Origin of the sequence: Tabrizicola aquatica (assembly GCF_002900975.1) — a bacterium.
Classification (GTDB): domain Bacteria; phylum Pseudomonadota; class Alphaproteobacteria; order Rhodobacterales; family Rhodobacteraceae; genus Tabrizicola; species Tabrizicola aquatica.
The window spans coordinates 14,861-38,878 of sequence record NZ_PJON01000005.1 but is presented as its reverse complement, the minus strand read 5'-3'; the positions used below and the strand labels follow the sequence as shown (position 1 = coordinate 38,878).

The following is a 24,018-nucleotide window of genomic DNA, read 5'->3' as shown; positions in this document are numbered from 1 at the left end:
CAGAGGTGACCAGCGCCCAGACGCACCGCAGCTAAGACCAAAGGACCAGACCCATGACCCAACAAGACCGCGTCGTCATCTTCGACACGACACTCCGCGACGGCGAACAATCGCCCGGCGCCACCATGACCCATGAGGAAAAGCTGGAGATCGCCGGCCTCCTTGACGAGATGGGCGTCGACATCATCGAGGCGGGGTTCCCCATCGCCTCGGAAGGCGACTTCGCCGCCGTGTCGGAAATCGCGAAGCGCGCGAAGAACAGCACGATCTGCGGCCTCGCCCGCGCGAACTTCAAGGACATCGACCGCTGCTGGGAGGCCGTTCGCCACGCGAAATCCCCCCGCATCCACACCTTCATCGGCACCTCGCCCCTGCACCGCGCGATCCCGAACCTGGACATGGACCAGATGGCCGAGCGGATCCACGAGACGGTCACCCACGCCCGCAACCTCTGCGACAACGTGCAGTGGTCTCCGATGGACGCGACCCGGACCGAACACGACTACCTCTGCCGCGTCGTGGAAATCGCGATCAAGGCCGGGGCGACGACGATCAACATCCCCGATACCGTCGGCTACACCTACCCGATGGAGTCGGCCCAGATCATCCGCATGCTCCTGGAACGCGTCCCCGGTGCCGACCAGGTCATCTTCGCCACCCACTGCCACAACGACCTTGGCATGGCGACGGCGAACTCCCTCGCCGCCGTCGAAGCCGGGGCCCGGCAGATCGAATGCACGATCAACGGCCTTGGCGAACGCGCCGGGAACACGGCCCTGGAAGAGGTCGTGATGGCGATGAAGGTCCGCAACGACATCCTGCCCTTCCGCACCGGCATCGACACCACCAAGATCATGGGCCTGTCCCGTCGCGTCGCCACCGTCTCGGGCTTTGCCGTCCAGTTCAACAAGGCCATCGTCGGCAAGAACGCCTTCGCGCATGAAAGCGGCATCCATCAGGACGGCATGCTGAAGAACCGCGAGACGTTCGAGGTGATGCGCCCCGAAGATGTCGGCCTCTCGGGCACCTCGCTGCCCTTGGGCAAGCACTCCGGCCGCGCCGCCTTGCGGGCCAAGCTGAACGAACTGGGCTTCGACCTTGCCGACAACCAGCTGAACGACGTTTTCGTCCGCTTCAAGGCGCTGGCCGACCGCAAGAAAGAAGTCTACGACGACGACCTGATCGCGCTCGTCAGCGACGAGCAGACCAACGACGCCTACGAATTCCTCCAGCTGAAGAAGCTGCGCGTCGTCTGCGGCACCGAAGGCCCGCAAGAGGCCGACATGATCCTGACCATCGACGGCAAGGATCACCACATCGACGCGACCGGCGACGGCCCTGTCGATGCGGCCTTCAACTGCGTGAAGATGCTCTTCCCCCACAAGGCCCGCCTGCAGGTCTATCAGGTCCATGCGGTGACCGAGGGGACCGACGCCCAGGCCACGGTCAGCGTCCGGCTGGAGGAGGACGGGCGGATCGTCACCGGCTCGTCGGCCGATACCGACACGATCGTCGCCTCGACCAGGGCCTATATCAACGCCCTGAACCGCCTCATCATCCGCCGGCAGAAAACCGCGCCGGGCGAGGATGTGAAGACCGTCTCCTATCACGGCGAATAGGCAAAGGCCCCCGGCTGTCCACACCGGACAGCCGGGGCGCTGGCAATGAAATCAACCTCTTGCCTGTGGGCGTTCGGAGATCGTTAACCAACCCGCGCCGCCAGACCGGGAACCTGACGCCCCCTTGCCGGGTTGCCCCCCTGCTGCACACAGGAGGGATCTGCCATGGACCACCAGAACCAGGGCATGGGTTGGGGGCGCTTTGCCGCGATGATCCTGACCTCGACCGCCGTCATGGTCGTCCTGATGTATCAACTCGTCTACGAATGGGACCACGTGTACTTCAGCGTGAACCGGCTGGTTGCCTCGCTGGTCATGGGCTGCGTGATGGTCGTCATCATGCTGGGCTTCATGTGGCCGATGTACAAGGGCACTGCCACCAAGGTCATCGTCCTGGCGGCCGGCATCCTGGGGGCCATCGCCCTTCTGGCTGTCAACCGCAGCCAGGCGCTGATAGACGACCAGTCCTTCATGCGGTCGATGATCCCGCACCATTCCATCGCCATCAACAACGCCCGCAAGGCCAGCATCAGCGACCCGCGCGTGCGCGAACTGGCGGACAAGATCATCGAGTCGCAAGTGACCGAAATCGAGGAAATGCGACTGCTGCTGAACGACATCGACACCAACGGCAAGCGCGGCGCGGCGGACCTTCCGCCACGTCCGGCCGAGCTGACGCCCGAGATGGCCGAAGAGGCGCGGCAGGTCTTGGAATAAGGGGCGCCCTACCTTTCGGACGGGTCGCCGCGCAGGAACGCGATGAAGGCCGCCAGCGGCGGCGACTGGTTCCGGCGGCTGGGATAGTACAGGTAGCAACCGGGGAACGGCGGGGTCCAATCGTCCAGAAGCCGGACCAGACGGCCGGCCGCGATCTGCTCTTCGACCTCGGTTTCAAAGAAATAGCCGATCCCCAGACCCGCCAGACAGGCGGCCAACCGCAGCCGCAGGTCAGACCCGATCAGGCGGCCGGTGACGGGGATGCGCAACTCTACCCCGTCCTTTTCCAACTCCCAGCGGTAAGGCGTGCCGGTGGACGGCGCGAGCGAGACCAGACAGTCGTGTCCCTCCAGATCGCGGGGGTGCCGGGGGGCGTCCCGGCTTGCCAGATAGGCGGGCGCGGCGACGACCGCCATCCGCAGGGGGCCGCCAAAGGGCACGGCGATCATGTCGCCCTCCAGCCGCTCGGCCAGACGGATGCCGGCGTCATAGCCCTGGGCCACGATATCGACCAGCGCATCGCTGGCCTCGACCTGCACGGTCACGCGCGGGTGTCGGGTCAGGAAGCCGGGCAAAAGCTGCGCCAAGAGCGGCACAGCCACCCGCACCACGTTCAGGCGCAGCGGGCCCGAGACCTGGCCCGCCGCCGCAAAGGCCGCATCGACCACGCCCTGAAGATCGTCCAGCACCGGCAACAGCCGTTCGGCCAGAGCCTGCCCTGCCACAGTCGCGGCCACGCTGCGCGTCGTGCGGTTCAAGAGGCGCTGGCCCAGCCGATCCTCCAACGCGCGGATGGTCTGCGACAGGGCCGAGGGCGAAACCCCAAGATGCTGCGCCGCACGGGCAAAGCTGCCGTGCCGCACCACGGCGGCAAAGGCACGAAGTTCGCTGTAATCGCTGCCCCGCATTCCTTAGCCCTGCTTCATGGCCCGTGCATATAATGTCCGATTATCGCAGAAAGCCTGGCGTGGCAAAAGGGGACAGCGAAAGAAGGAGGCAATCATGTGGAGCAAACTGAAAGAGTGGTGGGCGACCGAAGGCGCGTTGGTCCAGCTATCTGGGCTGGATGATCGGCTTCTGGCCGACATGGGCCTTGAGCGCGAGGCCCTTCGCGCGCGGGTCACGGGTGAGGCCGAAGCCCGCGCCACAGGCGCCCGCGGCGCGGTGGTGTGTGAGGGCTGCCAGGTGCGGGCCTAAAGCCCGCCGAACCAGCCCTTCACTGCTGCGGTATGCGCGACCAGCGCGGGGGTCTTGGCCCACTGCGCCAGAAGCTCGGCCCAGGTTAGCGCCACAAAGGTCACGTCGTCGCCCTTTACCGCGCGGGCGAAACTGGCAACCTCGGTCCGGTGGCGGATGATGGCCTTGGGGTCGACGGGCTTGCCGCTGGCCCAGGTCTGCGGCTCGGCGTGCAGGTAGACCAGCACCGCCCCCCGCGCGCGTTTGAGGCCTTGGGTGCGCAGGGCGTAGGCCTGTTTCACCAGGGTCACGGCGTCAAGGTGGCGATAGGTCTGAGTGCCCGTCGTCAGCGCCTTACGCAACGCGCCAAACCGCGACATGCCGGGGCCCCAGTCGCGGGCATCGAAAGGTTCGGTAAAGGCCACGGTCTTGGCCGGGCGGAAGGGCTGATAGCGTTTCGACGCGATCCCGACCAGCGTCGTCGGCGTGGTCACGACGGCGTCCAGCCGGGGATGCCGGGTGCCGCGCATCGGCAGTTGCATCTCGACCCCAAGCTCGACCGTTTCGGGCAGGCCCATCGGCACGCCGGGCAGGGGCAACAGCAGGCGCGGCCGGGTCAGGAACCAGCCGAAGGTATTCGCCACCAGGGCGGCGGAGGAGTCGGGGCTGTCCAGGTCGCTGCCGGGAAGGCGGCCAAGGGCGGCCTGGATGGCATCGGCCGGGACGCCGGGAAGGAAGGAGGGATCGGTCATCCTTTCATCTCTTGCAGCGTATTGCCGCCGTCCACAACCAGCATTGCGCCCGTGACATAAGATGCCTCGTCCGACGCAAGGAACCGCGCGCAAGCCGCCACCTCCTGGGGTGTGCCGGGGCGGCCGGCGGGGGTGCGGGTGCCGGCGGCGATCTCGTCGGGGGATGAGCTTTCGGTGGCGATCCACCCGGGCAGGATGGCGTTGCAGGTGATCCCCTGCCGCCCATACTCCAGCGCGATGGAGCGGGTCATGCCGGTGACCGCCGCCTTGGCCGTGGCATAGGCGGAACTGCCGTCGATGGTCACGACCGGGCCGGTGACGCTGGAGATGTTGACGATCCGGCCGTGCCCCCGCGCGGCCATGCCCGGCAGGGCGGCGCGGCAGCAGTGGAAGGTGGTGTTGATGTTCAGCGCCATATGGTGCGCCCAGGCCTGATCGCTCCACCCCGCAAGCTGCGCGCGGTCGACGTCGCGGCCGGACTGCACCATGCCGGCGTTGTTGACCAGGATCTCGACCGGCCCCAGCGCCGCCTCGACCGCGGCGAAGAGGCCTGCGACCTCGGCCGGATCGGTCAGGTCGGCGACATGGCCGACCCCGCCCAGCGCCGCCGCGCGGTCATGGATACGGGCCGTCGTGGCCGTCACCGCGACCCTTGCGCCCGCCGCCGCCAAAGCCTGCGCGATGGCGAAACCGATTCCCCCCGCGCTGCCCGCGCCGGTCACCAGCGCCACCCTGCCCGCCACGCCCGCCATGTCCGTTCCTTCCTGATCTCGCGCTGTCAGACTGCCACATCGTATAAGTGCAAGAAACCCGCTGTCATGCCCCACCTGGGCCTGTGGATAGGTTCGATTCCCGCAGGCACGCGGAAGTGAGCAGATTGCCGCCCGCGGGGCTTTCCCTTTTGCGTCCACCGCCCTTATAAGAAGGCGCCCCGACGGGACCCTGCCCGAGTCGGGCGCTTCCGTATTTCACCGTGAAGGAACCAGCATGTCGCTTTTCCCGGCCCTCTTCTCGTCGGACATGGCCATCGACCTCGGCACTGCGAACACGTTGGTTTACATCCGGGGCAAGGGAATCGTCCTGAACGAACCCTCGGTGGTGGCCTACCACAACAAGGACGGCAAGAAGCAGGTCCTGGCGGTGGGTGAGGATGCCAAGCTGATGCTGGGCCGCACCCCCGGCACGATCGAGGCGATCCGCCCCATGCGCGACGGCGTCATCGCCGACTTCGAAGCGGCGGAAGAGATGATCAAGCATTTCATCCGCAAGGTTCACAAGCGGTCCACCATCTCGAAACCCAAGATCATCGTCTGCGTCCCGCATGGCGCGACCCCGGTGGAAAAGCGGGCGATCCGGCAGTCGGTCCTCTCCGCTGGCGCCAAGCGCGCCGGCCTGATCGCCGAACCCATCGCGGCGGCCATCGGGGCGGGGATGCCGATCACCGAACCGACCGGCAATATGGTCGTCGACATCGGCGGCGGCACCACCGAAGTCGCGGTCCTGTCCCTGGGCGATATCGTCTATGCGCGGTCGGTCCGCGTCGGCGGTGATCGGATGGACGAGGCGATCGTCTCCTACCTGCGCCGGCACCAGAACCTGCTCATCGGTGAATCCACGGCCGAGCGGATCAAGACCTCCATCGGCACGGCCCGGATGCCCGACGACGGGCGCGGCCAGTCGATGACCATTCGCGGCCGCGACCTGCTGAACGGCGTCCCGAAGGAAACCGAGATCAACCAGGCCCAGGTCGCGGAAGCCCTGGCCGAACCCGTGCAGCAGATCTGCGACGCGGTGATGCAGGCACTGGAAGCCACCCCGCCGGACCTGGCCGCCGATATCGTTGATCGGGGCGTGATGCTGACCGGGGGCGGCGCGCTTCTGGGGGAACTCGACCTCAGCTTGCGTGAACAGACCGGGCTCTCGATCAGCGTCGCCAACGAGTCACTGAATTGTGTTGCGCTGGGGACCGGGAAAGCTCTGGAATACGAGAAACAGCTTCGGCATGTGATCGACTACGACACCTGAGGCGCTTGCCCGGAAGGGAAGGCTGAATCCCGTGGCCAAGACCCGCATCGGACCCGAAGAGTTCCAGCGCCCGCTGCGCCGCCTGTTGGTCGGCATCGCGGTGCTGCTTCTGCTGGGCCTGTTCCTTTTGTGGCGCATCGACTCGCCCCGGGTCGAGCGGTTTCGCGCCGCGCTGATCGATGCGGTCGTGCCGTCAATGACCTGGGCCATGGCGCCGGTGACCTGGGCGACGGATGTGCTGGGCAACTTCCAGTCCTATGCGCAACTCTTGGAGCAGAACCGCGAGCTGCGCGAGGAATTGCGCAAGATGGAGGCCTGGAAAGAGGCCGCCCTGCAATTGGAACAGAAGAACGCCCGCCTTCTGGACCTGAACAAGGTGCGGCTGGACCCGAAGTTCACCCATGTCACCGGCGTGGTGATGGCCGACAGCGGCAGCCCGTTCCGGCAATCGGTCCTGCTGAACGTGGGCGCGCGTGACGGCATCCGCGACGGCTGGGCCACGATGGACGGGATCGGCGTCGTCGGCCGGATTTCCGGCGTGGGCGAGCGCACCGCCCGCGTGATCCTGGTCACCGACACCAACAGCCGGATTCCCGTCACCGTCCAGCCTTCGGGGCAAAAGGCGATCCTGTCGGGCGACAACAGCCCCCTGCCGCCCCTGGAGTTCATCGAGGATACCGACGAAGTGCGCCCCGGCGACCGGGTCGTCACCTCGGGCGATGGCGGGGTGTTTCCGGCTGGCCTTCTGGTCGGGCAGGTCGCCCTTGGCACCGACAAGCGGTTGCGCGTGGTGCTGGCGGCCGATTACCAGCGGCTTGAGTTCCTGCGCGTGCTGCGCAGCCACGAGTTGGAGCCGATCACCGATCCCGGTGGGCTGATCGCGCCGCCGGTCCTGCCGCCCTCGCCCGATGCCTCGGCCGCGACGGCAGAGGCGGCGGCCGGCGCGCCGCCCACCGACACCGAGGGCGGCAATGTCGAGGCGGCCGGGTCCGGCGCGGCCGAAGGGGCAGAGGGCGGCGATGGCTGACTTCTGGCGCCAGACGCACTGGATCTTTCGCGCGCTGTTCCTGGGGCTGGCGCTGATCCTGCTGTTCATGCGGCTTCTGCCGCTTTCGCATTCGACCGGCGCCTTGCCGGGGCCGGACCTGCTGATCTGCCTGATCCTGGCCTGGATCGTGCGGCGGCCCGACTTCCTGCCAATGCCGCTGATCGCCGGGGTGATCCTGGTCGAGGACCTGATCCTGCTGCGCCCCCCCGGCCTTTGGACCGCCATCGTTGTCCTTGCGACGGAATTCCTGCGCGGCCGTATCATCCTGACGCGCGAGTTGAACTTCGTCGTCGAATGGATGCTGGTCTCGGGCGTGATGCTGGGGATGATGCTGACCTATCGGCTGGCCCTGGGCCTGGCCTTCGTGCCGCAACCGCCCTTCGGCTTTGCCATCGTGCAGGTCTTGTGGTCCATTGGGCTTTATCCGCTGGTCGTGGGCCTGTCGCGGCTGGTCTTCGACCTGAAGAAGCCCGCCATGGGCGAAATCGACGATTTCGGGAGACGGCTGTGAGACGCAATCCCCGCGATACCGAGGAATCGAACCGCACCCTGAACCGGCGCACGCTGTTGCTGGGCGGGGCGATGGGCGCGATGGTCGCCGTCCTGGGCGCGCGGATGCGCTATCTGCAGGTCGAACAGGCCGACGAGTTCAAGCTCCTGGCCGAAGAGAACCGGATCTCGATCCGCCTGATCCCGCCGGATCGCGGACTGATCCGCGACCGCAACGGCAAGCTGATCGCCGACAACGAACAGAACTATCGCGTGATCATCACGCGTGAGGCGGCGGGGGATGCCGAACTGGTCCTGCGCCGGCTGGCCAACGTGATCCCGATGACCGCCGAGGAGTTGGACAGCGCCATCGAAGAGGTGAAAAGCCTGTCCGCCTTCGTCCCCGTCACCGTGGCCGAACGGCTAAGCTGGCAGGATTTCTCCAAGGTCGCGCTGAACGCCCCCGCCCTGCCCGGTGTCACACCCGAGGTGGGCCTGTCGCGGCAATACCCGCTGGACACCGATTTCGCCCATGTCGTCGGCTATGTCGGCCCGGTCAGCGACAAGGACCTGGAGGGGCTGGCCACCCCCGACCCTCTGCTACGCATCCCCAAGTTCCAGATCGGCAAGATCGGCGTGGAAAAGTGGATGGAGGACACCCTGCGCGGTGCCGCCGGGACCAAGCGGATCGAGGTGAACTCGGCCGGCCGCGTCATGCGCGAGCTTGAGCGCCAGGAAGGCGAGGCCGGCGCCGACATCCGCCTGACGATCGACGCCGACGTGCAGAACTTTGCCCAGGCCCGCCTGGGCGAGGAAAGCGCCGCCGTCGTGGTGATGGATGTGACGAACGGCGACATCATCTGCTGCGCCTCGGCCCCGTCCTTTGACCCGAACCTTTTCGTGCGCGGGATCAGCCACAGCGATTACAACGTCCTGATGGAGGACGACCACCGCCCCCTGGCCAACAAGACCGTCTCGGGCGCCTATCCGCCGGGGTCCACCTTCAAGATGGTCACCGCGCTGGCCGCGCTGGAGGCGGGGGTGATCACCCCGGAAACCCGCGTCCGCTGCCCGGGCTATATCGAATACGGCGGCCGGCGGTTCCATTGCTGGAAGCGGGGCGGGCACGGTTCGGTCGGGTTGGTGCGGTCGCTGTCGGAAAGCTGCGACGTCTATTATTACGACATCGCGCAGAAGGTCGGCATCGACAAGATCGCCGAGATGGGCCGCCGCCTGGGCCTGGGCCAGCGTTACGAGATCCCGATGTCGGCGATCACCGAAGGCATCATGCCGAACAAGCAGTGGAAGCTGGAACGCCACAAGCAGGACTGGCGGATCGGCGACACGATCAACGCCTCGATCGGGCAGGGCTATGTCCTGTCCTCGCCCCTGCAACTGGCGGTGATGACGGCGCGGCTGGCCTCGGGCCGGGCGGTGCTGCCTCGGCTGATCCGCATGGTGAACGAGAAGGAACTGCCAGCCCCCGAGGCCGCGCCGCTGGGCCTGACGCAAGAGTTTCTCGATGGCATCCACCTTGGCATGTACGAGGTGGTGAACGGCGAACAGGGCACCGCCAAGTCCAGCCGGATCGTCGATCCGACGCTGATCATGGCCGGCAAGACCGGCACCAGCCAGGTGCGCAACATCACCGCGGCCGAACGCGAGGCCGGGGTGATCTCGAACGACCAGCTGCCCTGGAACCGGCGCGACCATGCGCTGTTCGTCGGCTACGCCCCCTATGACGCGCCGCGCTATGCGATCTCGGTCGTGGTGGAACACGGCGGCGGCGGCTCGACCGCCGCGGCGCCCATCGCCCGCGACGTGATCCTGCGCGCCCTCTCGGACGGGTTGCCGTCGCTGGAGGCCTATCCTTCCAGCCAGCGCGGCCGGATCGAAAGCATGTTGAAAGAACTGCCCCTGCGCGACCCGGTGACCGGCATGGTCCCGGTCAAGACCCAGACCTGACGGGGGCGCGGCGATGAGCTTTCTGGAATATCGCGTCAAGCAGGCCCCGGTCGGGTTGCGCAAGGTGCTGTACCTCAACTGGCCGCTGGTGGTGCTGCTGACGGCAGTTGCCTCGGTCGGCATCCTGATGCTGCACTCCATCGCCGGGGGCGAATTCGACGTCTGGGCCAAGCGCCAGGCCCAGGTCTTTGGCGCGGGGCTGGTGCTGATGTTCATCATCGCCATGATCCCGATCTGGTTCTGGCGCAACATGGCCGGGATCGCCTATCTGGTCGCCTTCCTGCTTCTGATCCTGGTCGAGTTCATGGGCGAGACCAACATGGGCGCCCAGCGCTGGATCAACCTGGGGTTCATGCAGTTCCAGCCGTCCGAGATGATGAAGTTCAGCCTCGTGATGATGCTGGCGGCCTATTACGACTGGCTGGACCCAAAGCGCATCTCGCGGCCGCTGTATGTGCTGATCCCGGTCCTGCTGACCGTTGCGCCCACGGTGCTGGTCCTGATGCAGCCGAACCTGGGCACCTCGCTGATGCTGCTTCTGGCCGGGGCGGCGGTGATGTTCGCGGCCGGGGTTTCGCTGTGGTACTTCGGGGGGGTCCTGGCGCTGGTGGTGGCGGTCATCGTCGGCGTCTTTACCCTGCGCGGAACGCCCTGGCAGTTCCTGCATGACTATCAATACACCCGGATCGACACCTTTCTGAACCCCGGCGCCGATCCCCTGGGGGCGGGCTACAACATCATCCAGGCGCAGATCGCCCTTGGCTCGGGCGGGTGGAGCGGCAAGGGCTACATGCAGGGCACGCAGTCGCGGCTGAACTTCCTGCCGGAAAAGCACACCGACTTCATCTTCACCACCCTGGCCGAGGAGTTCGGCTTTGTCGGCGCCTTCTCGCTGCTGGTGCTGTATGCGCTGATCATCGGCTTTTGCCTGGTGGCGGCCTTCCGCAACCGCGACCGGTTCTCGGCGCTGCTGATCGTTGGCGTAGCGGCGAACTTCTTCTTCTACATCGCCGTGAACCTGTCGATGGTGATGGGCATGGCGCCCGTGGTCGGCGTGCCGCTGCCGCTTCTGTCCTATGGCGGGTCGGCGATGCTGGTGCTGCTGGTCGGCTTTGGCCTGGTGCAAAGCGCCCATGTCCATCGGCCGCGCTAGATGATCCGCTTTCACCCCCGGCACGGCCGCTTTCTGGCCGCCTTCGCCTTGGGGGCGCTGATCGCCTTTGTCGCCTGGGTGCAGGGCCTGTCGCCGGCCTTTGCGCTGTTGTCCGGGGTCAACGCGTTCTTCGTCTTGTATCTTGGCCTGATGGCGCTGCGCATCCGCAGCCTGACGGCGGCCGAATTGCGCCGCCACGCCGCCGCGGCGGACGAAGGCGTGGCGCTGATCCTGTTCCTGACAGCCCTGGCGGTGCTGGCCAGCCTGACGGCCATCGCCGTGGTCCTGAATGCCGGGTCCGGTGGCCGCGCCCAGATCGGCGCGCTGATCGGCCTGCCCCTGGGCTGGGCCGCGCTGCATGTGCTGGCCGCGCTGCACTATGCGCATCTGCACTATCGCGGTGCGCAGCCCGGCATGGTCTTTCCCGGCCTGGGCGAGCCCGAGGCACTGGACTTCCTCTATGCCAGCTTCACCATCGGCATGACCGCCCAGGTCTCGGATGTGCAGGTCCAGACCCGGGCGATGCGGCAGGCGGTGCTGGTCCATGCTGTCGCCTCGTTCTTCTACAACACCTGCATCCTGGCGCTGGCGGTGAATGCCGTGCTGACCGTGGGCCTCTAGGGCCGGCGATTTCCGAACGGAAATGGGACCGGAATTCGTACGAATTCCGCGCCCGGTGGACCGAGGGGCGCGCGGGGGAAAGCCTTGACAAACGGTTAACGCCCGCGGCCAAGCTGTTGAAATCGCCTGCCAACCGAAGCCTGTCCACCGTGGACACATAAAGGCCCACCCCATGCCGACCATCCTTTTCGCCGCCCCCTCGCTCTGGCCCGAATACCGCGAGGCCCTGCCCCAGGCCCTCGCCGAGGCCGGGCTGGCCGGGGACGTGGTGACCGAAGCCGCCCCCGATCAGGTCGATTACATCGTCTACGCCCCCTCCTCTCCCCTGCAGGATTTCACCCCCTATACCCGGACGAAGGCGGTCCTCAGCCTGTGGGCGGGGGTCGAGCGGGTGGTGGGCAACCCCACGCTGATCCAGCCCCTGTGCCGGATGGTGGACCCCGGCCTGACCGAGGGGATGGTGGAATGGGTGGTCGGCCACACCCTGCGCCACCACCTGGGGATGGACCGCCATATCGTGAACCCCGGCCATGTCTGGGACCCGACCTGCCCGCCGCTGGCGCGGGAGCGGCCGGTGACGCTCCTTGGGATGGGGGCGCTCGGCACCGCCTGCGCGGCGGCGTTGCGGGGGCTGAACTTTCCGGTGACAGGGTGGAGCCGCACCGCCAAGCCCGGCTGCCTGCATGGCGAGGACGGGCTGCGGCAGGCGCTGGCGACGGCGCAGGTGCTGGTCACCCTCCTGCCCCGGACGGCCGAGACCGAGAACCTTCTGAACGCCGACCGGCTGGCCCTGCTGCCCCGGGGGGCGGTGATCCTGAACCCCGGCCGTGGGGCGCTGATCGACGATGCCGCGCTGTTGGCCGCGCTGGACCGGGGCCACATCGGCCACGCCACACTGGACGTCTTTCGCATCGAACCCCTGCCCCCGGACCACCCGTTCTGGTCGCACCCGCAGGTGACCGTCACCCCCCACATCGCCGCCGACACCCGCGCCAGTTCCGCCGCCCGCGTGCTGGCCGAGAACATCCGCCGGGGCGAGGCGGGCGAGCCGTTCCTGCACCTCGTCGACCGCCAGCGCGGCTATTGACCCGCCGCCTGCGAGGACCGAGGCGCAGCCGACCGGAGGAGCCGTCCCCCGCCCCAACCTGTCGCGAACAAGACAGCCAGCCCCGCCGCGCCATGCCAGCACTACCGCAAAGCGAGGTGCGGCGATGCGGTACGGACAAGGGGTGGCGCTGGTCCTGGCGGCGGGGACGCTGTGGTCGCTGATGGGACTTGGCCTGCGCCAGATCGAGGCGGCATCGGTCTGGCAGATCCTGTTCTGGCGCTCGGTCGGGATGGTGCCGGTCCTGCTGGCCTTCGTCTGGTGGACCTCGGGCGGCCAGCCGCTGCGGCAGATCCGTCAAGTCGGACTGGCCGGTGCCATCGGCGGTTTCGGCCTGGTCTTTGCCTTTGCCGGCGCGATCTATGCGATCCAGACCACGACCATTGCCAATGCGGTATTCCTCTTCACCGCCTCGCCCTTCGTCGCGGCGATCCTGGGCTGGATCATCCTGGGCGAGAAGGTCCGCCCCTGGACCTGGGCCGCCATCGCCCTGGCTGTGTTCGGCATGTACCTGATGGTGCGCGAAGGGCTGGCGCTGGGGGCGCTGGCCGGCAACATCGCGGCGCTGCTCTCGGCGGTGGGGTTCGGCGCCTTTTCGGTGGCCCTGCGCTGGGGCAAGGTGGGCGAGATGCTACCCGTCTCGATGCTGGGGGGCGTGTTCTCCGTCCTGGTGGCGGGTGCGGTCCTGGCCGCGCGGGGCGAGCCGGTCGTCGCCTCGGCCTGGGACATGGGCGTGTCGCTGACGATCGGCGCGCTGATCCTGGCCCTGGGCATGGTCATGTACACGCTGGGCAGCAAGGTGATCCCGGCAGCCGAACTGACACTCTTGTCGCTGATCGAGGTCCTGCTTGGCCCGCTCTGGGTCTTCCTGGCCCTGGGCGAAACGGCCAGCACCGCCACCTTCGTCGGCGGCGGGGTCCTGCTGGTCGCGGTCGCGCTGAACGCCGTGATGGGGACGCGGGCGCAATTGGCGACAGGGGTTGCGAAAGCGCCCCGACCTGTGAATGAATGATCAAATTCACGGGGCCGATTGCCTTCGTGACGGGGAGATCATCGGATGCGGCCAGAACCGCAGGATACGGAAAGCGGCCCCTGCTGGCCGCGCAAGCCCGAGTTCGGCGGGGCGCTGCAGGCAGTTTGCCTGCCAACGGGCGCCTGGCGCCCCTGATCCGACATCCGAAAAAGAAGTGAGGCACCATGCCCGGAAATCTGACGCTTGAAGAACTGAAGGCCGCCGTCTCGCGCGGCGAGATCGACACGGTGGTCGTCGCCGGCATCGACATGCAAGGCCGCCTGATGGGCAAGCGCTTTCATGCGCAATTCTTCGTCGACGGCGGCTATGAGGAAACCCATTGCTGCAACTACCTGCTGACCGTGGACATGGAGATGACCACGGTACAGGGCTACAAAAGCACCAGCTGGGAAACCGGCTATGGCGACTATGTGCTGAAGCCGGACCTGCGCACCCTGCGACGCATCCCCTGGCTGCCGGGCACCGCGCTGGTGCTGGGCGACACGCAAGACCACGCCACCCACGCCGATGTGCCCCACGCCCCCCGCTCGATCCTGAAGCGTCAGGTCGAACGCGCCCGCGCCATGGGGTTCGAGCCGATGATGGCGACGGAGCTGGAGTTCTACCTGTTCGAGAACAGCTATGAAAACCTGCGCGATGGCGGCCTGAATGCCCTGCGCACGGTCGGCGGCTACAACGAGGATTACCACATCTTCCAGACGACGAAGGAAGAGGACGTGATGCGCGCCGTCCGCAACGGGCTGTATGGCGCGGGCATCCCAGTCGAGAATTCGAAGGGTGAGGCCGAGGCGGGGCAGGAGGAGATCAACTACAAATACTCTGACGCGCTGGATACGGCCGACAACCATGTGATCATCAAGAACGCGATCAAGGAAATCGCCTGGGCCAAGGGCAAGTCGGTGACCTTCATGGCCAAGTACGACCACCGCCGCGCGGGGTCCTCCAGCCATATCCACCAAAGCCTGTGGTCGCTGGACGGCAAACCAAGCTTTGCCGACAAGGCGGACGGGCACGGCATGTCCGAGGTGATGAAGCACTTTCTGGCCGGCCAGCTGCACCACGCGCGGGACATCACGGCCTGCCTGGCGCCGTATGTGAACAGCTACAAACGCTTCTGCGTGGGGATGTTCGCGCCCACCAAGGCGGTGTGGAGTGCGGACAACCGCACGGCGGGCTTCCGGGTCTGCGGCGTGCATACCAAGGCGGTACGCGTGGAATGCCGTATCCCCGGCAGCGACGTGAACCCCTACCTCGCCTGCGCGGCGCTGCTGGCAGCGGGCCTGGACGGGATCGAGAAGAAGATGGCGCTGGAGCCCGAGTTGAAGGGCGACATGTATTCTGCCAAAGGCATCCGCGAGATCCCGCACACCCTGCGCGAGGCGGCCGAGTTGCTGAACGGCTCGGCCATGCTGCGGCAGGCCTTCGGGGATGACGTGGTGGACCATTACCACCACGCCGCACAGTGGGAGATTGCCGAGACCGACCGCGTCGTCACGGATTTCGAACGCGAGCGGCTGCTGGAACGGGCCTAGGGCGTAGGGTGGGCGATATCGCCCACCTTACCCCCGTGCTTAACACCGTGTCGGGGCGCTCCCGACGAACGAGGACGAAATGAAACCAATCCAACTGATTTCCCCCGTTGACGGCAGCGTCTATGCCGAACGGATGCCGCTCACGCCCGAGGCTGCCGAGGCCGTCGTTGCCCGTGCCAAGGCCGCGCAGAAATCCTGGGCCGCGCGGCCCCTGGACGAGCGGATTGCGCTGGTCAAGGCCGGGGTCGCCAAGCTGAACACCATGACCGATGTCGTGGTGGAAGAGATTGCCTGGCAGATGGGCCGCCCCACCCGCTATGGCGGTGAGTTTGGCGGGGTGAACGCCCGCACCGACTATATGGCCAGCATCGCGGCCAAGACCCTTTCCCCCGAGATGATCGAAGATTCGGACAAGTTCCGGCGCTACCTCGCCCGGGAACCCGTGGGCGTCGTCTTCATCATCGCGCCGTGGAACTATCCCTACCTGACCACGATCAACACCCTGGTCCCCGCCCTGATCGCGGGGAATACCGTGGTGCTGAAGCACGCCAGCCAGACCCTCCTCGTCGGCGAGCGTCTGGCCGAGGCGTTCCACGCTGCAGGCGTGCCCGAGGATGTGTTCCAGAACGTCGTCCTGGACCATGCCACGACCGAACGCCTGATCGGCGCGCGCAGCTTTGGTTTCGTGAACTTCACCGGCTCGGTCGGCGGGGGGCAGGCGATCGAGCGTGCGGCCGCGGGCACCTTCACCCCCCTGGGGCTGGAACTTGGCGGCAAGGACCCGGGCTATGTCCGTGCGGATGCGAACCTGGACCTGGCCGTGGACGTCCTGATGGACGGGGCGATGTACAATGCTGGCCAGTGCTGCTGCGGGATCGAGCGGATCTATGTCCACGAATCGCTCTTTGACAGCTTTGTCGAGAAATCGGTGGCCTGGGTCGGCCAGCTGAAACTGGGCAACCCCTTCGACGCCTCTACCACCCTGGGGCCGATGGCGCACAAGCGGTTTGCGCAAGTGGTGCGCGACCAGACGGCCGAGGCGATTGCCAAGGGCGCGAAGCCATTGCTGGACCCGAAGAAGTTCGCCGATGACGGCGGCGCCTATCTTGCGCCACAAATCCTGGTGAGCGTCGATCATTCGATGCGGGTGATGCGGGAAGAGTCGTTCGGTCCCGTCGTCGGCATCATGCCGGTCAAGTCGGATGCCGAGGCCATCGCGCTGATGAACGATTCGCCCTATGGCCTGACGGCCAGCATCTGGACCCAGGACTATGACACCGCCGCCGCCCTGGGCGCGCAGGTGGAAACCGGGACGGTGTTCATGAACCGCGCCGACTATCTGGACCCCGCCCTGACCTGGACCGGCGTCAAGGACACCGGGCGCGGCACCTCGCTTTCCTATCTCGGGTTCCATTCCGTCACCCGGCCGAAATCCTATCACCTGAAGAAAGCCTGACACCATGACCCACCCCGCCGCTCACTCGGTTCCCAACCGGAACTGGTCCTACCCCACCGCGATCAAGTTCGGCGTCGGCCGCATCGCCGAACTGGCCGAGCATGTGAAATCGGCCGGCATCCAGAAGCCCCTTCTGGTCACCGACAAGGCACTGGCCAGCCTGCCGATCACCGCGGCGGCGCTGGATGTGCTGGAGGCCGGGGGCCTGGGCCGGGCGGTGTTCTCGGAGGTCGATCCGAACCCGAACGAGAAGAACATGGCCGACGGCATCGCGGTCTATCTGGCCGGCGGGCATGACGGGGTGATCTGCTTTGGCGGCGGCTCGGGCCTGGACCTTGGCAAGATGATCGCCCTGATGGCGCATCAGCGGAAAGACCTGTCGGTCTGGGACCTGGAGGATATCGACGACTGGTACACCCGGGCCGACGGCTCCAAGGTCGCGCCGATCATCGCGGTGCCGACCACGGCCGGCACCGGGTCCGAGGTCGGGCGGGCGGGCGTGCTGACCAACAGCGTGACGCACAAGAAGAAGATCATCTTCCACCCGACGCTGATGCCCAAGGTCACGATCTGCGACCCTGCCCTGACCACGGGAATGCCGAAGTTCATCACCGCCGGCACCGGGATGGATGCCTTGGCCCACTGCCTGGAGGCCTATTGCAGTCCGTTCTACCACCCGATGTCGCAGGGCATCGCGCTGGAAGGGATGCGGCTGGTGTTCGAGAACCTGACCAAGGTCTACGACAACCCGATGGACCTGGACGCCCGCGCCCACATGATGAGCGCGGCGGCCATGGGGGCGGTCGCGTTCCAGAAGGGGCTGGGGGCGATCCATTCGCTGTCGCACCCGGTTGGCGCGGTCTATGGCACGCACCACGGCACCACCAATGCGGTGGTCATGCCCATGGTGCTGGACTTCAACCGCGCGACGATCGAGGACCGGATCACCGCGGCCGCGGCCTATCTGGGGATCGCCGGGGGCTTCGACGGGTTCCGCGCCAGGGTGATGGAGTTGCGCGCGCATCTGGGCATCCCGGCCAACCTGACCGCCATGGGCGTGAAACCGGCGGACCTGGACATGCTGACCGACATGGCGCTGGAGGACCCGTCCTGCGGCGGCAACCCGGTGGTGATGACGCGCGAGAACACCCGCGCGCTGTATGATGCCTGCATGTAGGGTGGGCAATATTGCCCACCCTACGCCCGCGCGTAGTGAGTGACCGATGTTCAACCGGGAACGGACCGAGATCGCCGTAATCGGCGCTGGCGTGGTGGGCCTGACCATCGCGCTGGAGCTGGTGGACCAGGGCCGCGAGGTGGTGCTGGTCGATCCCGGCCCGCCCGGCATGGGCGCAAGCTATGGCAACGCCGGCACCATCGCCGGCTATGCCACCAGCCCGGTCGGCACGCCGGATGTATTGCGGTCGCTGCCGTCGCTGATGTTCAGCCGGACCTCTCCGCTGGCGATCCGGCACCGGGCCTTGCCCAGCCTGATGCCCTGGCTTCTGCGCTTTCTGCGCCAGTCCCTGCCCGCCGCGACCGAGCGGAACGCCCGCGCCATCGCCGCGCTGCTGGCCGATGCGGGCGAGCGGTGGGATGATCTGGCGCTGCGGGTGCAGGGCGCCGGCATCCTGCAGCGTCGCGGCTGTCTTTACCTTTATGAGACCGCCGAGGCCCTGCAGGCGGCCGAGGCCGAGATGGCCCGCCGCCGCGTCCTGGGGGTCGAGGTCGATCTGATCGGCCCCGACGAACTGGCCGAAATGGAGCCCGCCCTGCCCCCCGCGGCCGGGGCGGCCTTCTTTCCCGGCGCGACCTTTCTGGATGATCCGGGCCGGATGATGGGGCTTCTGGCAGCGGCGGTGCTGGCCCGAGCGCGGCATCTGCCGGTGCGGGCCGAGCGTCTGACGCGCAAGCCGGACGGCGTGGTGATCGAGGGGCCGGGTCTGCATCTGCACGCGCGCCGCGTGATCATCGCGGCCGGGGCGCATTCCCGCGATCTGGCGCGGCAGGCGGGGGATCGGGTGCCGCTGGACACCGAACGCGGCTATCATGTCGAGTGGGACATGGCCGAGCCCCTGCTCTCGCGCCCCACTTGCCCCACGGCGCGCGGCTTTTACCTGTGCCCGATGGCGGGCCGGTTGCGGGTGGCGGGAACGGTCGAGTTGGGGGGGCTGCGCCTGCCGCCCTCACCCCACCGCATCGAGCGGCTGGTCGAGGGGGCGCGGACCTTCTTTCCCGATCTTGGCGCACCGGACCGCGAGTGGATGGGGTTTCGCCCCAGCCTTCCCGACAGTCTGCCGGTGATCGGGCCGTCGGTCGGCGGGGCCGAGGTGGTGCTGGCCTTTGGTCACGGGCATCTGGGCGTGACGCTTGCCCCGGTCACCGCGCGGATCGTGGCGGCGCTGCTGAACGAGCAACCGCCGCCACTGGATACTGCGCCCTACAGACCCGGGCGGTTCTGACCGCCCGGGCTGGTCGGGTCGGCGTAGGGCTAGTTCCCGACAATAACCGGGGGCGGGGTTTCTTCTTCATCATCATCGCCGCCGCACAGCGCGACGCAAAGGATGATCGGGATCAGCAGAAGCGGCAGGATACCGGCCGAGGAGGCCGGCCGTTCCTCGACCACCGGAATCTCTTCTTCTTCAATGATGATGGGCCCGCCGGCATGGGCGGTGGCAGCCGAAAACACCAGGCCGGTGGCCAGCGTGGAAGCCAGAAGTCTTTTCATCTCACGTCCCCAGGTTAGATTTGCCTTGCCGCCCGGGATCGGGGGCACGGACCCAACGCCAAAGCGGCGAAAGCGTTCCGTGCCCCAGGCAGAAACTGCCTTACAAGTCTTCTTCGTCAATGATCATGCGCTGCGGCTCATCGTCATCCCCGCCGCACAATGCGACGCACAGGATGATGGGGATCAGCAGAAGCGGCAGGATGCCGGCCGAGGAGGCGGGCTTTTCGGCGACGACTTCCTCTTCCTCTTCGATCACCACCGGGCCGCCGGCATGGGCGGTGGCAGCGGACAGGACAAGGGCCGAGGCCAGGGTAGAGGCAAGCAGTTTGTTCATGGGGTCAATCCTGACGTGAATCATCCCGCTTCAGGGACGGGACACGGAAAGCCTGCCACAGGACACATCGAAATGCGATGATCTAAAGCAAAGGGCGGCCCTATCGGACCGCCCCCAAGTCATTGTGTAACCCTGCGATCAGGCCGGGCGCACGGGCTCTTCATCATCGCCGCCGCAGAGCGCGACGCAGAGGATGATCGGGATCAGCAGAAGCGGCAGGATGCCCATCGACGACGCGGGCTTTTCAGCGACGACTTCATCTTCTTCGACGATGACCGGTCCGCCGGCATAGGCGGTGGAGGCCGACAGCGCCAAGGTCGAGACCAGGGCGGATGCGATCAGTTTGTTCATGATTGTCCCTCAGGTGGTTCGTAACGCTTTTGGCAGCGTGCGGTCACCATAAAGGCCCCGCAGGCGGGTCACAATTCGTCCAGGAAATAACTGTGGACCTGTTGCGCAACTGCGGCATCAGGGCGGGGTAACCCGGTCGGATTACCCCTTGGGGCGATCAGTCGGTTTGCGACCGTTCTTCTTCGTCATCCCCGCCACACAGGGCGACGCACAGGATGATCGGAATCAGCAACAGCGGCAGGATACCGGCCGAGGAGGCGGGCTTTTCGGCCACGACTTCGGCTTCTTCCTCGATCAGGACGGGGCCGCCGGCATAGGCCGTGGTGGCCGCCAGGGCCATCGAGGTCGCCAGGGCGGATGCAATGAGGTGCTTCATGTCTTGTTCCTTGGGTAGAATACAGGCGCTGCAACAGCGCCGACATATGCTAACCGGCGAATACGGCAGGCTCAATCTGCGGAGGCCCTTTTTTCGGGGTCTGTGGCGCGGATGCGGCAGTAATGAAAAGGGCGGCCCCGAAGGACCGCCCCTGACTTTTCGGCATGGGGCCTATCAGCCCATGTTGTCCGGGAGTTCGCTCGCTTCATCATCATCGCCGCCGCACAGCGCGACGCACAGGATGATCGGGATCAGCAGAAGCGGCAGGATGCCGGCCGACGAAGCGGGCTTTTCAGCCACGACTTCGGCTTCTTCTTCAACGACGATCGGGCCGCCGGCATAAGCGGTGGTGGCCGAGATGGCCATAGCCGAAGCCAGGGCGGCAGCAAGGATCTTGTTCATGGTAAAAACTCCATTTCAGGGACGTGTGCAGGCAAGCGCCTACGCAACTGAAGGGTACCCTAGTTACTTTGCAGTAAATGCTCAAACCGGGGAAATGCGCTGGGCGAAAGCTGTTGCATTTTCGCACCAAGGGTTAACGGCAACGAAAAAGGCCAGTCCAAAGGACTGGCCCTGAACCGGTGCGAGGCGGCCCAAAGGACCGCGACGCGGATCCGATTACTCGGCAGCTTCGTCGTCATCGCCGCCGCACAGAGCGACGCACAGGATGATCGGGATCAGCAGGAGCGGCAGGATGCCGGCCGAGGAAGCGGGCTTTTCCGCCACGACTTCAGCTTCTTCTTCAACCACAACCGGGCCGCCGGCCATAGCGGCCGAGGTGCCGAGGGTCAGGGCCATGACCGAGGCGACAAGTTTCTTCATGATGGACTCCAAAGAATGTTGGACGATCCCGTCAAAATGACAGGGCGCCCATCGACGCTATCGGCGCTGGCTATCAGCATCAATGAATAACCATGATTCCGCCGATTTCGGCCTGCAATCGTTGCGGTTTTGGCACAAGAATTGGCGGTTCTGGCGGCTAGAACATGCCCGGCACAACCTGGTCGGGTGGACGGTGGCCATCGGCGAAGGTCTTTATGTTGATGATCACCTTCTCGCCCATCTCGATTCGCCCTTCGATCGTGGCCGATCCCATATGCGGCAGCAGGACGACATTGGGCAATTCGCGTAGCCGGGGGTTCAGTTCGCTGCCGTGTTCATAGACATCAAGGCCCGCCCCCGCCAACTCTCCGGCCCGCAGGGCGCGGGTCAGGGCGTTCTGGTCGATGACCTCGCCGCGCGAGGTGTTCACCACCACGGCCGAGGGTTTCATCAGCTTCAGCCGCCGCGCATTCAGCAGGTGGAAAGTCGAGGGCGTGTGCGGGCAATTCACGCTGACGATGTCCATCCGCGCCAGCATCTGGTCCAGGCTTTCCCAATAGGTCGCCTCCAACTCGGCCTCGACTTCGGGGCGGACGCGCTTGCGGTTGTGATAGTGGACCTGAAGACCGAAGGCCCGCGCCCGGCGCGCCACGGCCTGACCGATCCGGCCCATGCCCAGGATGCCCAGCCGCCGCCCGCCCAGCCGGCCGCCCAGGTTGGCCATCGGCGACCAGCCCGGCCAGGCACCGGACTGCATGATCGCCAGCGCCTCGGGGATGCGACGGGTGACGGCCAGAATCAGCGCCATCACCATGTCGGCCGTATCCTCGGTCATCACACCGGGGGTGTTCGACACCAGAATCCCGCGCTGCCGGGCGGTGGCCACGTCGATATGGTCCACCCCCGCGCCGTAATTGGCAATCAGCTTCAGCTTCTCGCCAGCCTGGGCCAGCAGGGCAGCGTCGATCGTGTCGGTGATCGTGGGCACCAGGACATCGGCCTGGCGCATCGCCGCCGCCAGCTCTTCCCGCGTCATGGCGGTGTCGGGGTCGCGCAGGGTGACATCAAACAGCTCTTTCATCCGGGTCTCGACGACCTCGGGCAGGCGGCGGGTCACCACGACCGACAGACGCTGTGCTGGCATGAACTTTCCCCTGACCCTTCCAAATCCACCGTGCTTGAGGCAAGGTTAAGCCAAGGGGCTGAATGCACAAGCCCCAGTAGAGGGGCACGCGCCCGACAGCGGGCGACAAGGCGGACGGGCATGAAACGGTTCCTGGGTGGCATTGCGATCCTGCTGGCGCTGGCGGCCTTGCCGCTGATGGCGCAAGAGACGGACAGCCCGCAGCCGGAAAAGCCGCCGGAAAAGCAGTGCCTTCCCGATGTGGGCTGCGTGACCAACCTGCCGCTGCCCCGTTACGTCTCGCTGAAAGGGTCCGAAGGCAACGCGCGCCGCGGCCCCGGGCTGACGCACCGGATCGACTGGGTGTTCACCCGCGCCGGCATGCCGCTGAAGATTACCGCCGAGTTCGAGAACTGGCGCCGGGTCGAGGATAATGAGGGCGCGGGCGGCTGGGTCCATTATTCGCTGCTGTCCGGCGTGCGCACGGCGATGATCACGCTGGACATGGCCGAGATCCGCGCGGCCCCGGACGATTCCGCGGCGGTGGTCGCGCAGGCCGAGATGGGCGTGATCGGCCGGGTGCAGGAATGTCAGGCCGACTGGTGCCGCGTCGGGCTGGAGGGCGCGCGGGGCTGGGTGCGCAAGACTGCCCTCTGGGGGGTGAAGCCCGATGAGATCGTCGAATGACCCCCGCCCGCAGGGGTTGAAGCTGGCGATGTCGGCCGGGCTTGCCTCGGTCCTGGTGGCGGGGCTCTTGGTCGCGCTGAAGCTGTGGGCCATGGCCGAGACCGGCGCGCTGTCCATCGCCGCGTCGCTGGCCGATTCGGCCCTGGACCTGATGATGTCCCTGGGGGCGGCGGCAGCCATCGTCTATGCCGCGCGCCCGGCCGACGAGGATCACGCCTTCGGCCATTCCAGCGCCGAGGACCTGACCGCGCTGGCGCAGGCGCTGTTCATCCTGATCTCGGCCGGGGTGATCGGCTGGGCGGCGGCGACGCGTCTTGCCTCACCTGCCCCGCAAGAGTTGACGGCGCAGGGCCGCGGGATCCTGGTGATGGGTATCTCGGTCGTCCTCACGCTGGCGCTGGTCTGGTGGCAGGGCCGGGTGGCGCGGGCCACGGGCAGCAAGGTCGTCGCGGCGGACCGGCTGCATTATCTGGGCGACCTGCTGCCCAGTCTGGGGGCCATTGCGGCGCTGTGGGTTTCCTCGCGCTGGGGGATCGGGTCGGTCGATTCGGTCGTGGCCCTGGGCGCAGCGGGGGTGCTGGCCTTTGGCGCAATCCGCATCGGGAAAGCGGCCTGGGACGCGCTGATGGACCGGGCGGCCGACCCCGAGATCCTGATCGGCATCGCCAATATTGCCCGCGACTGGCCCGGGGTGCGGGGGTTCCACGACCTCAAGACGCGGATGGCGGGCAGCCGGATCTTCGTGAACCTGCATATCGAGCTGGACGGCGACCAGTCCCTGCGCGAGGCGCATGCCATCGGCGCCAGTCTGCGGCGGGCGATCCTGACGGTCTATCCGCAGGCGGATGTGATCATCCACAAGGATGTCTACGATCCCACCCGAAAAACCTGAATTGTTGCGGACTT

27 protein-coding genes are annotated in these 24,018 nt (G+C 66.6%); 17 read left to right on the top strand and 10 right to left on the bottom strand.

The window, feature by feature from the left end; genetic code table 11:
* Positions 1 to 53 precede the first annotated feature (53 nt).
* Both CXR42_RS16465 and CXR42_RS16460 read left to right on the top strand, forming a co-directional pair.
* Complete coding sequence (locus CXR42_RS16465) at positions 54 to 1,619, top strand: 2-isopropylmalate synthase (protein WP_103258691.1); 1,566 nt, start codon at positions 54 to 56, stop codon at positions 1,617 to 1,619.
* Between the two features lie 165 nt (positions 1,620 to 1,784).
* Positions 1,785 to 2,336 (top strand): DUF305 domain-containing protein, encoded by a 552-nt coding sequence (locus CXR42_RS16460; RefSeq protein WP_103258690.1) that lies wholly within the window; start codon positions 1,785 to 1,787, stop codon positions 2,334 to 2,336.
* A gap of 8 nt (positions 2,337 to 2,344) precedes the next feature.
* On the opposite strand, the gene CXR42_RS16455 is transcribed toward CXR42_RS16460, so the two are convergent.
* A complete protein-coding gene (locus CXR42_RS16455; RefSeq protein ID WP_103258689.1) occupies positions 2,345 to 3,244 on the bottom strand; it encodes a LysR family transcriptional regulator in 900 nt (299 codons plus the stop codon).
* A 94-nt stretch (positions 3,245 to 3,338) separates the two neighbouring features.
* Between CXR42_RS16455 and CXR42_RS16450 the strand changes: the two genes are divergently transcribed.
* A complete protein-coding gene (locus CXR42_RS16450) occupies positions 3,339 to 3,533 on the top strand; it encodes a DUF1127 domain-containing protein (protein ID WP_180996092.1) in 195 nt (64 codons plus the stop codon).
* Here CXR42_RS16450 and CXR42_RS16445 read toward each other — a convergent pair.
* The gene (locus CXR42_RS16445; protein ID WP_103258687.1) at positions 3,530 to 4,264 is read right to left on the bottom strand and encodes a hypothetical protein; all 735 of its coding nucleotides are present in this window, start codon (positions 4,262 to 4,264) and stop codon (positions 3,530 to 3,532) included. The genes CXR42_RS16450 and CXR42_RS16445 overlap by 4 nt on opposite strands.
* A complete protein-coding gene (locus CXR42_RS16440; RefSeq protein ID WP_219727962.1) occupies positions 4,261 to 5,016 on the bottom strand; it encodes an SDR family NAD(P)-dependent oxidoreductase in 756 nt (251 codons plus the stop codon). The genes CXR42_RS16445 and CXR42_RS16440 overlap by 4 nt, the downstream gene beginning before the upstream one ends.
* Positions 5,017 to 5,251: 235 nt before the next feature.
* Between CXR42_RS16440 and CXR42_RS16435 the strand changes: the two genes are divergently transcribed.
* The 12 genes from CXR42_RS16435 to CXR42_RS16380 all read left to right on the top strand — a co-directional run bounded on the left by CXR42_RS16435 (position 5,252) and on the right by CXR42_RS16380 (position 19,153).
* Complete coding sequence (locus tag CXR42_RS16435) at positions 5,252 to 6,289, top strand: rod shape-determining protein (protein WP_103258686.1); 1,038 nt, start codon at positions 5,252 to 5,254, stop codon at positions 6,287 to 6,289.
* A gap of 31 nt (positions 6,290 to 6,320) precedes the next feature.
* Complete coding sequence (gene mreC / locus CXR42_RS16430) at positions 6,321 to 7,316, top strand: rod shape-determining protein MreC (protein WP_103258685.1); 996 nt, start codon at positions 6,321 to 6,323, stop codon at positions 7,314 to 7,316.
* On the top strand, positions 7,309 to 7,848 hold the full coding sequence (locus tag CXR42_RS16425) for a rod shape-determining protein MreD (protein ID WP_103258684.1): 540 nt from the start codon (positions 7,309 to 7,311) through the stop codon (positions 7,846 to 7,848). The genes mreC and CXR42_RS16425 overlap by 8 nt, the downstream gene beginning before the upstream one ends.
* Positions 7,845 to 9,791, top strand: coding sequence for a penicillin-binding protein 2 (gene mrdA, locus CXR42_RS16420; protein ID WP_103258683.1), 1,947 nt, complete (start codon positions 7,845 to 7,847; stop codon positions 9,789 to 9,791). Before CXR42_RS16425 ends, mrdA begins: the two co-directional genes overlap by 4 nt.
* Before the next feature lie 13 nt (positions 9,792 to 9,804).
* Complete coding sequence (rodA, locus tag CXR42_RS16415; protein ID WP_103258682.1) at positions 9,805 to 10,944, top strand: rod shape-determining protein RodA; 1,140 nt, start codon at positions 9,805 to 9,807, stop codon at positions 10,942 to 10,944.
* A complete protein-coding gene (locus tag CXR42_RS16410) occupies positions 10,945 to 11,565 on the top strand; it encodes a DUF1345 domain-containing protein (RefSeq protein ID WP_103258681.1) in 621 nt (206 codons plus the stop codon).
* A 172-nt stretch (positions 11,566 to 11,737) separates the two neighbouring features.
* Positions 11,738 to 12,652 (top strand): 2-hydroxyacid dehydrogenase, encoded by a 915-nt coding sequence (locus tag CXR42_RS16405; protein ID WP_103258680.1) that lies wholly within the window; start codon positions 11,738 to 11,740, stop codon positions 12,650 to 12,652.
* 124 nt (positions 12,653 to 12,776) lie between these two features.
* Positions 12,777 to 13,682: a DMT family transporter gene (locus tag CXR42_RS16400; protein ID WP_103258679.1), complete on the top strand. Its 906-nt coding sequence runs from the start codon at positions 12,777 to 12,779 to the stop codon at positions 13,680 to 13,682.
* A gap of 185 nt (positions 13,683 to 13,867) precedes the next feature.
* Positions 13,868 to 15,235 carry a glutamine synthetase family protein gene (locus tag CXR42_RS16395; protein ID WP_103258678.1) on the top strand — a complete coding sequence of 456 codons (1,368 nt, stop codon included), beginning with the start codon at positions 13,868 to 13,870 and terminating at the stop codon, positions 15,233 to 15,235.
* 79 nt (positions 15,236 to 15,314) lie between these two features.
* The gene (locus tag CXR42_RS16390; protein ID WP_103258677.1) at positions 15,315 to 16,691 is read left to right on the top strand and encodes an aldehyde dehydrogenase family protein; all 1,377 of its coding nucleotides are present in this window, start codon (positions 15,315 to 15,317) and stop codon (positions 16,689 to 16,691) included.
* A 4-nt stretch (positions 16,692 to 16,695) separates the two neighbouring features.
* On the top strand, positions 16,696 to 17,868 hold the full coding sequence (locus CXR42_RS16385) for an iron-containing alcohol dehydrogenase (RefSeq protein ID WP_103258676.1): 1,173 nt from the start codon (positions 16,696 to 16,698) through the stop codon (positions 17,866 to 17,868).
* Between the two features lie 46 nt (positions 17,869 to 17,914).
* Positions 17,915 to 19,153, top strand: coding sequence for an NAD(P)/FAD-dependent oxidoreductase (locus tag CXR42_RS16380; RefSeq protein ID WP_103258675.1), 1,239 nt, complete (start codon positions 17,915 to 17,917; stop codon positions 19,151 to 19,153).
* Between the two features lie 29 nt (positions 19,154 to 19,182).
* Here CXR42_RS16380 and CXR42_RS16375 read toward each other — a convergent pair whose 3' ends face one another.
* From CXR42_RS16375 to CXR42_RS16345, 7 genes are all read right to left on the bottom strand, one after another.
* Complete coding sequence (locus CXR42_RS16375; protein ID WP_103258674.1) at positions 19,183 to 19,419, bottom strand: hypothetical protein; 237 nt, start codon at positions 19,417 to 19,419, stop codon at positions 19,183 to 19,185.
* A 100-nt stretch (positions 19,420 to 19,519) separates the two neighbouring features.
* Positions 19,520 to 19,753, bottom strand: a complete 234-nt coding sequence (locus CXR42_RS16370; RefSeq protein WP_146038093.1) for a hypothetical protein — start codon at positions 19,751 to 19,753, stop codon at positions 19,520 to 19,522.
* A 138-nt stretch (positions 19,754 to 19,891) separates the two neighbouring features.
* Positions 19,892 to 20,104 carry a hypothetical protein gene (locus CXR42_RS16365; RefSeq protein ID WP_103258672.1) on the bottom strand — a complete coding sequence of 71 codons (213 nt, stop codon included), beginning with the start codon at positions 20,102 to 20,104 and terminating at the stop codon, positions 19,892 to 19,894.
* Between the two features lie 157 nt (positions 20,105 to 20,261).
* On the bottom strand, positions 20,262 to 20,480 hold the full coding sequence (locus CXR42_RS16360; protein WP_103258671.1) for a hypothetical protein: 219 nt from the start codon (positions 20,478 to 20,480) through the stop codon (positions 20,262 to 20,264).
* A gap of 174 nt (positions 20,481 to 20,654) precedes the next feature.
* The gene (locus CXR42_RS16355) at positions 20,655 to 20,882 is read right to left on the bottom strand and encodes a hypothetical protein (protein WP_103258670.1); all 228 of its coding nucleotides are present in this window, start codon (positions 20,880 to 20,882) and stop codon (positions 20,655 to 20,657) included.
* A 216-nt stretch (positions 20,883 to 21,098) separates the two neighbouring features.
* Complete coding sequence (locus tag CXR42_RS16350) at positions 21,099 to 21,302, bottom strand: hypothetical protein (protein ID WP_103258669.1); 204 nt, start codon at positions 21,300 to 21,302, stop codon at positions 21,099 to 21,101.
* Between the two features lie 157 nt (positions 21,303 to 21,459).
* Positions 21,460 to 22,446: a 2-hydroxyacid dehydrogenase gene (locus tag CXR42_RS16345; RefSeq protein ID WP_103258668.1), complete on the bottom strand. Its 987-nt coding sequence runs from the start codon at positions 22,444 to 22,446 to the stop codon at positions 21,460 to 21,462.
* A 120-nt stretch (positions 22,447 to 22,566) separates the two neighbouring features.
* Here CXR42_RS16345 and CXR42_RS16340 point away from each other — a divergent pair, with 120 nt between their 5' ends.
* On the top strand, positions 22,567 to 23,112 hold the full coding sequence (locus CXR42_RS16340; RefSeq protein ID WP_103258667.1) for an SH3 domain-containing protein: 546 nt from the start codon (positions 22,567 to 22,569) through the stop codon (positions 23,110 to 23,112).
* A complete protein-coding gene (locus tag CXR42_RS16335) occupies positions 23,096 to 24,004 on the top strand; it encodes a cation diffusion facilitator family transporter (RefSeq protein WP_103258666.1) in 909 nt (302 codons plus the stop codon). The genes CXR42_RS16340 and CXR42_RS16335 overlap by 17 nt, the downstream gene beginning before the upstream one ends.
* The last annotated feature ends 14 nt before the right edge of the window (positions 24,005 to 24,018 follow it).

Coding starts and splice junctions, on each gene's coding strand:
- CXR42_RS16370 (WP_146038093.1), bottom strand. CDS start 19,753: ATGAACAAACTGCTTGCCTCTACCCTGGCCTCGGCCCTTGTCCTGTCC.
- CXR42_RS16440 (WP_219727962.1), bottom strand. CDS start 5,016: ATGGCGGGCGTGGCGGGCAGGGTGGCGCTGGTGACCGGCGCGGGCAGC.
- rodA (WP_103258682.1), top strand. CDS start 9,805: ATGAGCTTTCTGGAATATCGCGTCAAGCAGGCCCCGGTCGGGTTGCGC.
- CXR42_RS16405 (WP_103258680.1), top strand. CDS start 11,738: ATGCCGACCATCCTTTTCGCCGCCCCCTCGCTCTGGCCCGAATACCGC.
- CXR42_RS16365 (WP_103258672.1), bottom strand. CDS start 20,104: ATGAACAAACTGATCGCATCCGCCCTGGTCTCGACCTTGGCGCTGTCG.
- CXR42_RS16435 (WP_103258686.1), top strand. CDS start 5,252: ATGTCGCTTTTCCCGGCCCTCTTCTCGTCGGACATGGCCATCGACCTC.
- CXR42_RS16350 (WP_103258669.1), bottom strand. CDS start 21,302: ATGAAGAAACTTGTCGCCTCGGTCATGGCCCTGACCCTCGGCACCTCG.
- CXR42_RS16360 (WP_103258671.1), bottom strand. CDS start 20,480: ATGAAGCACCTCATTGCATCCGCCCTGGCGACCTCGATGGCCCTGGCG.
- CXR42_RS16450 (WP_180996092.1), top strand. CDS start 3,339: ATGTGGAGCAAACTGAAAGAGTGGTGGGCGACCGAAGGCGCGTTGGTC.
- CXR42_RS16335 (WP_103258666.1), top strand. CDS start 23,096: ATGAGATCGTCGAATGACCCCCGCCCGCAGGGGTTGAAGCTGGCGATG.
- CXR42_RS16445 (WP_103258687.1), bottom strand. CDS start 4,264: ATGACCGATCCCTCCTTCCTTCCCGGCGTCCCGGCCGATGCCATCCAG.
- CXR42_RS16395 (WP_103258678.1), top strand. CDS start 13,868: ATGCCCGGAAATCTGACGCTTGAAGAACTGAAGGCCGCCGTCTCGCGC.
- CXR42_RS16390 (WP_103258677.1), top strand. CDS start 15,315: ATGAAACCAATCCAACTGATTTCCCCCGTTGACGGCAGCGTCTATGCC.
- CXR42_RS16400 (WP_103258679.1), top strand. CDS start 12,777: ATGCGGTACGGACAAGGGGTGGCGCTGGTCCTGGCGGCGGGGACGCTG.
- CXR42_RS16340 (WP_103258667.1), top strand. CDS start 22,567: ATGAAACGGTTCCTGGGTGGCATTGCGATCCTGCTGGCGCTGGCGGCC.
- CXR42_RS16385 (WP_103258676.1), top strand. CDS start 16,696: ATGACCCACCCCGCCGCTCACTCGGTTCCCAACCGGAACTGGTCCTAC.
- CXR42_RS16345 (WP_103258668.1), bottom strand. CDS start 22,446: ATGCCAGCACAGCGTCTGTCGGTCGTGGTGACCCGCCGCCTGCCCGAG.
- CXR42_RS16455 (WP_103258689.1), bottom strand. CDS start 3,244: ATGCGGGGCAGCGATTACAGCGAACTTCGTGCCTTTGCCGCCGTGGTG.
- CXR42_RS16425 (WP_103258684.1), top strand. CDS start 7,309: ATGGCTGACTTCTGGCGCCAGACGCACTGGATCTTTCGCGCGCTGTTC.
- CXR42_RS16465 (WP_103258691.1), top strand. CDS start 54: ATGACCCAACAAGACCGCGTCGTCATCTTCGACACGACACTCCGCGAC.
- CXR42_RS16375 (WP_103258674.1), bottom strand. CDS start 19,419: ATGAAAAGACTTCTGGCTTCCACGCTGGCCACCGGCCTGGTGTTTTCG.
- CXR42_RS16460 (WP_103258690.1), top strand. CDS start 1,785: ATGGACCACCAGAACCAGGGCATGGGTTGGGGGCGCTTTGCCGCGATG.
- CXR42_RS16355 (WP_103258670.1), bottom strand. CDS start 20,882: ATGAACAAGATCCTTGCTGCCGCCCTGGCTTCGGCTATGGCCATCTCG.
- CXR42_RS16410 (WP_103258681.1), top strand. CDS start 10,945: ATGATCCGCTTTCACCCCCGGCACGGCCGCTTTCTGGCCGCCTTCGCC.
- CXR42_RS16380 (WP_103258675.1), top strand. CDS start 17,915: ATGTTCAACCGGGAACGGACCGAGATCGCCGTAATCGGCGCTGGCGTG.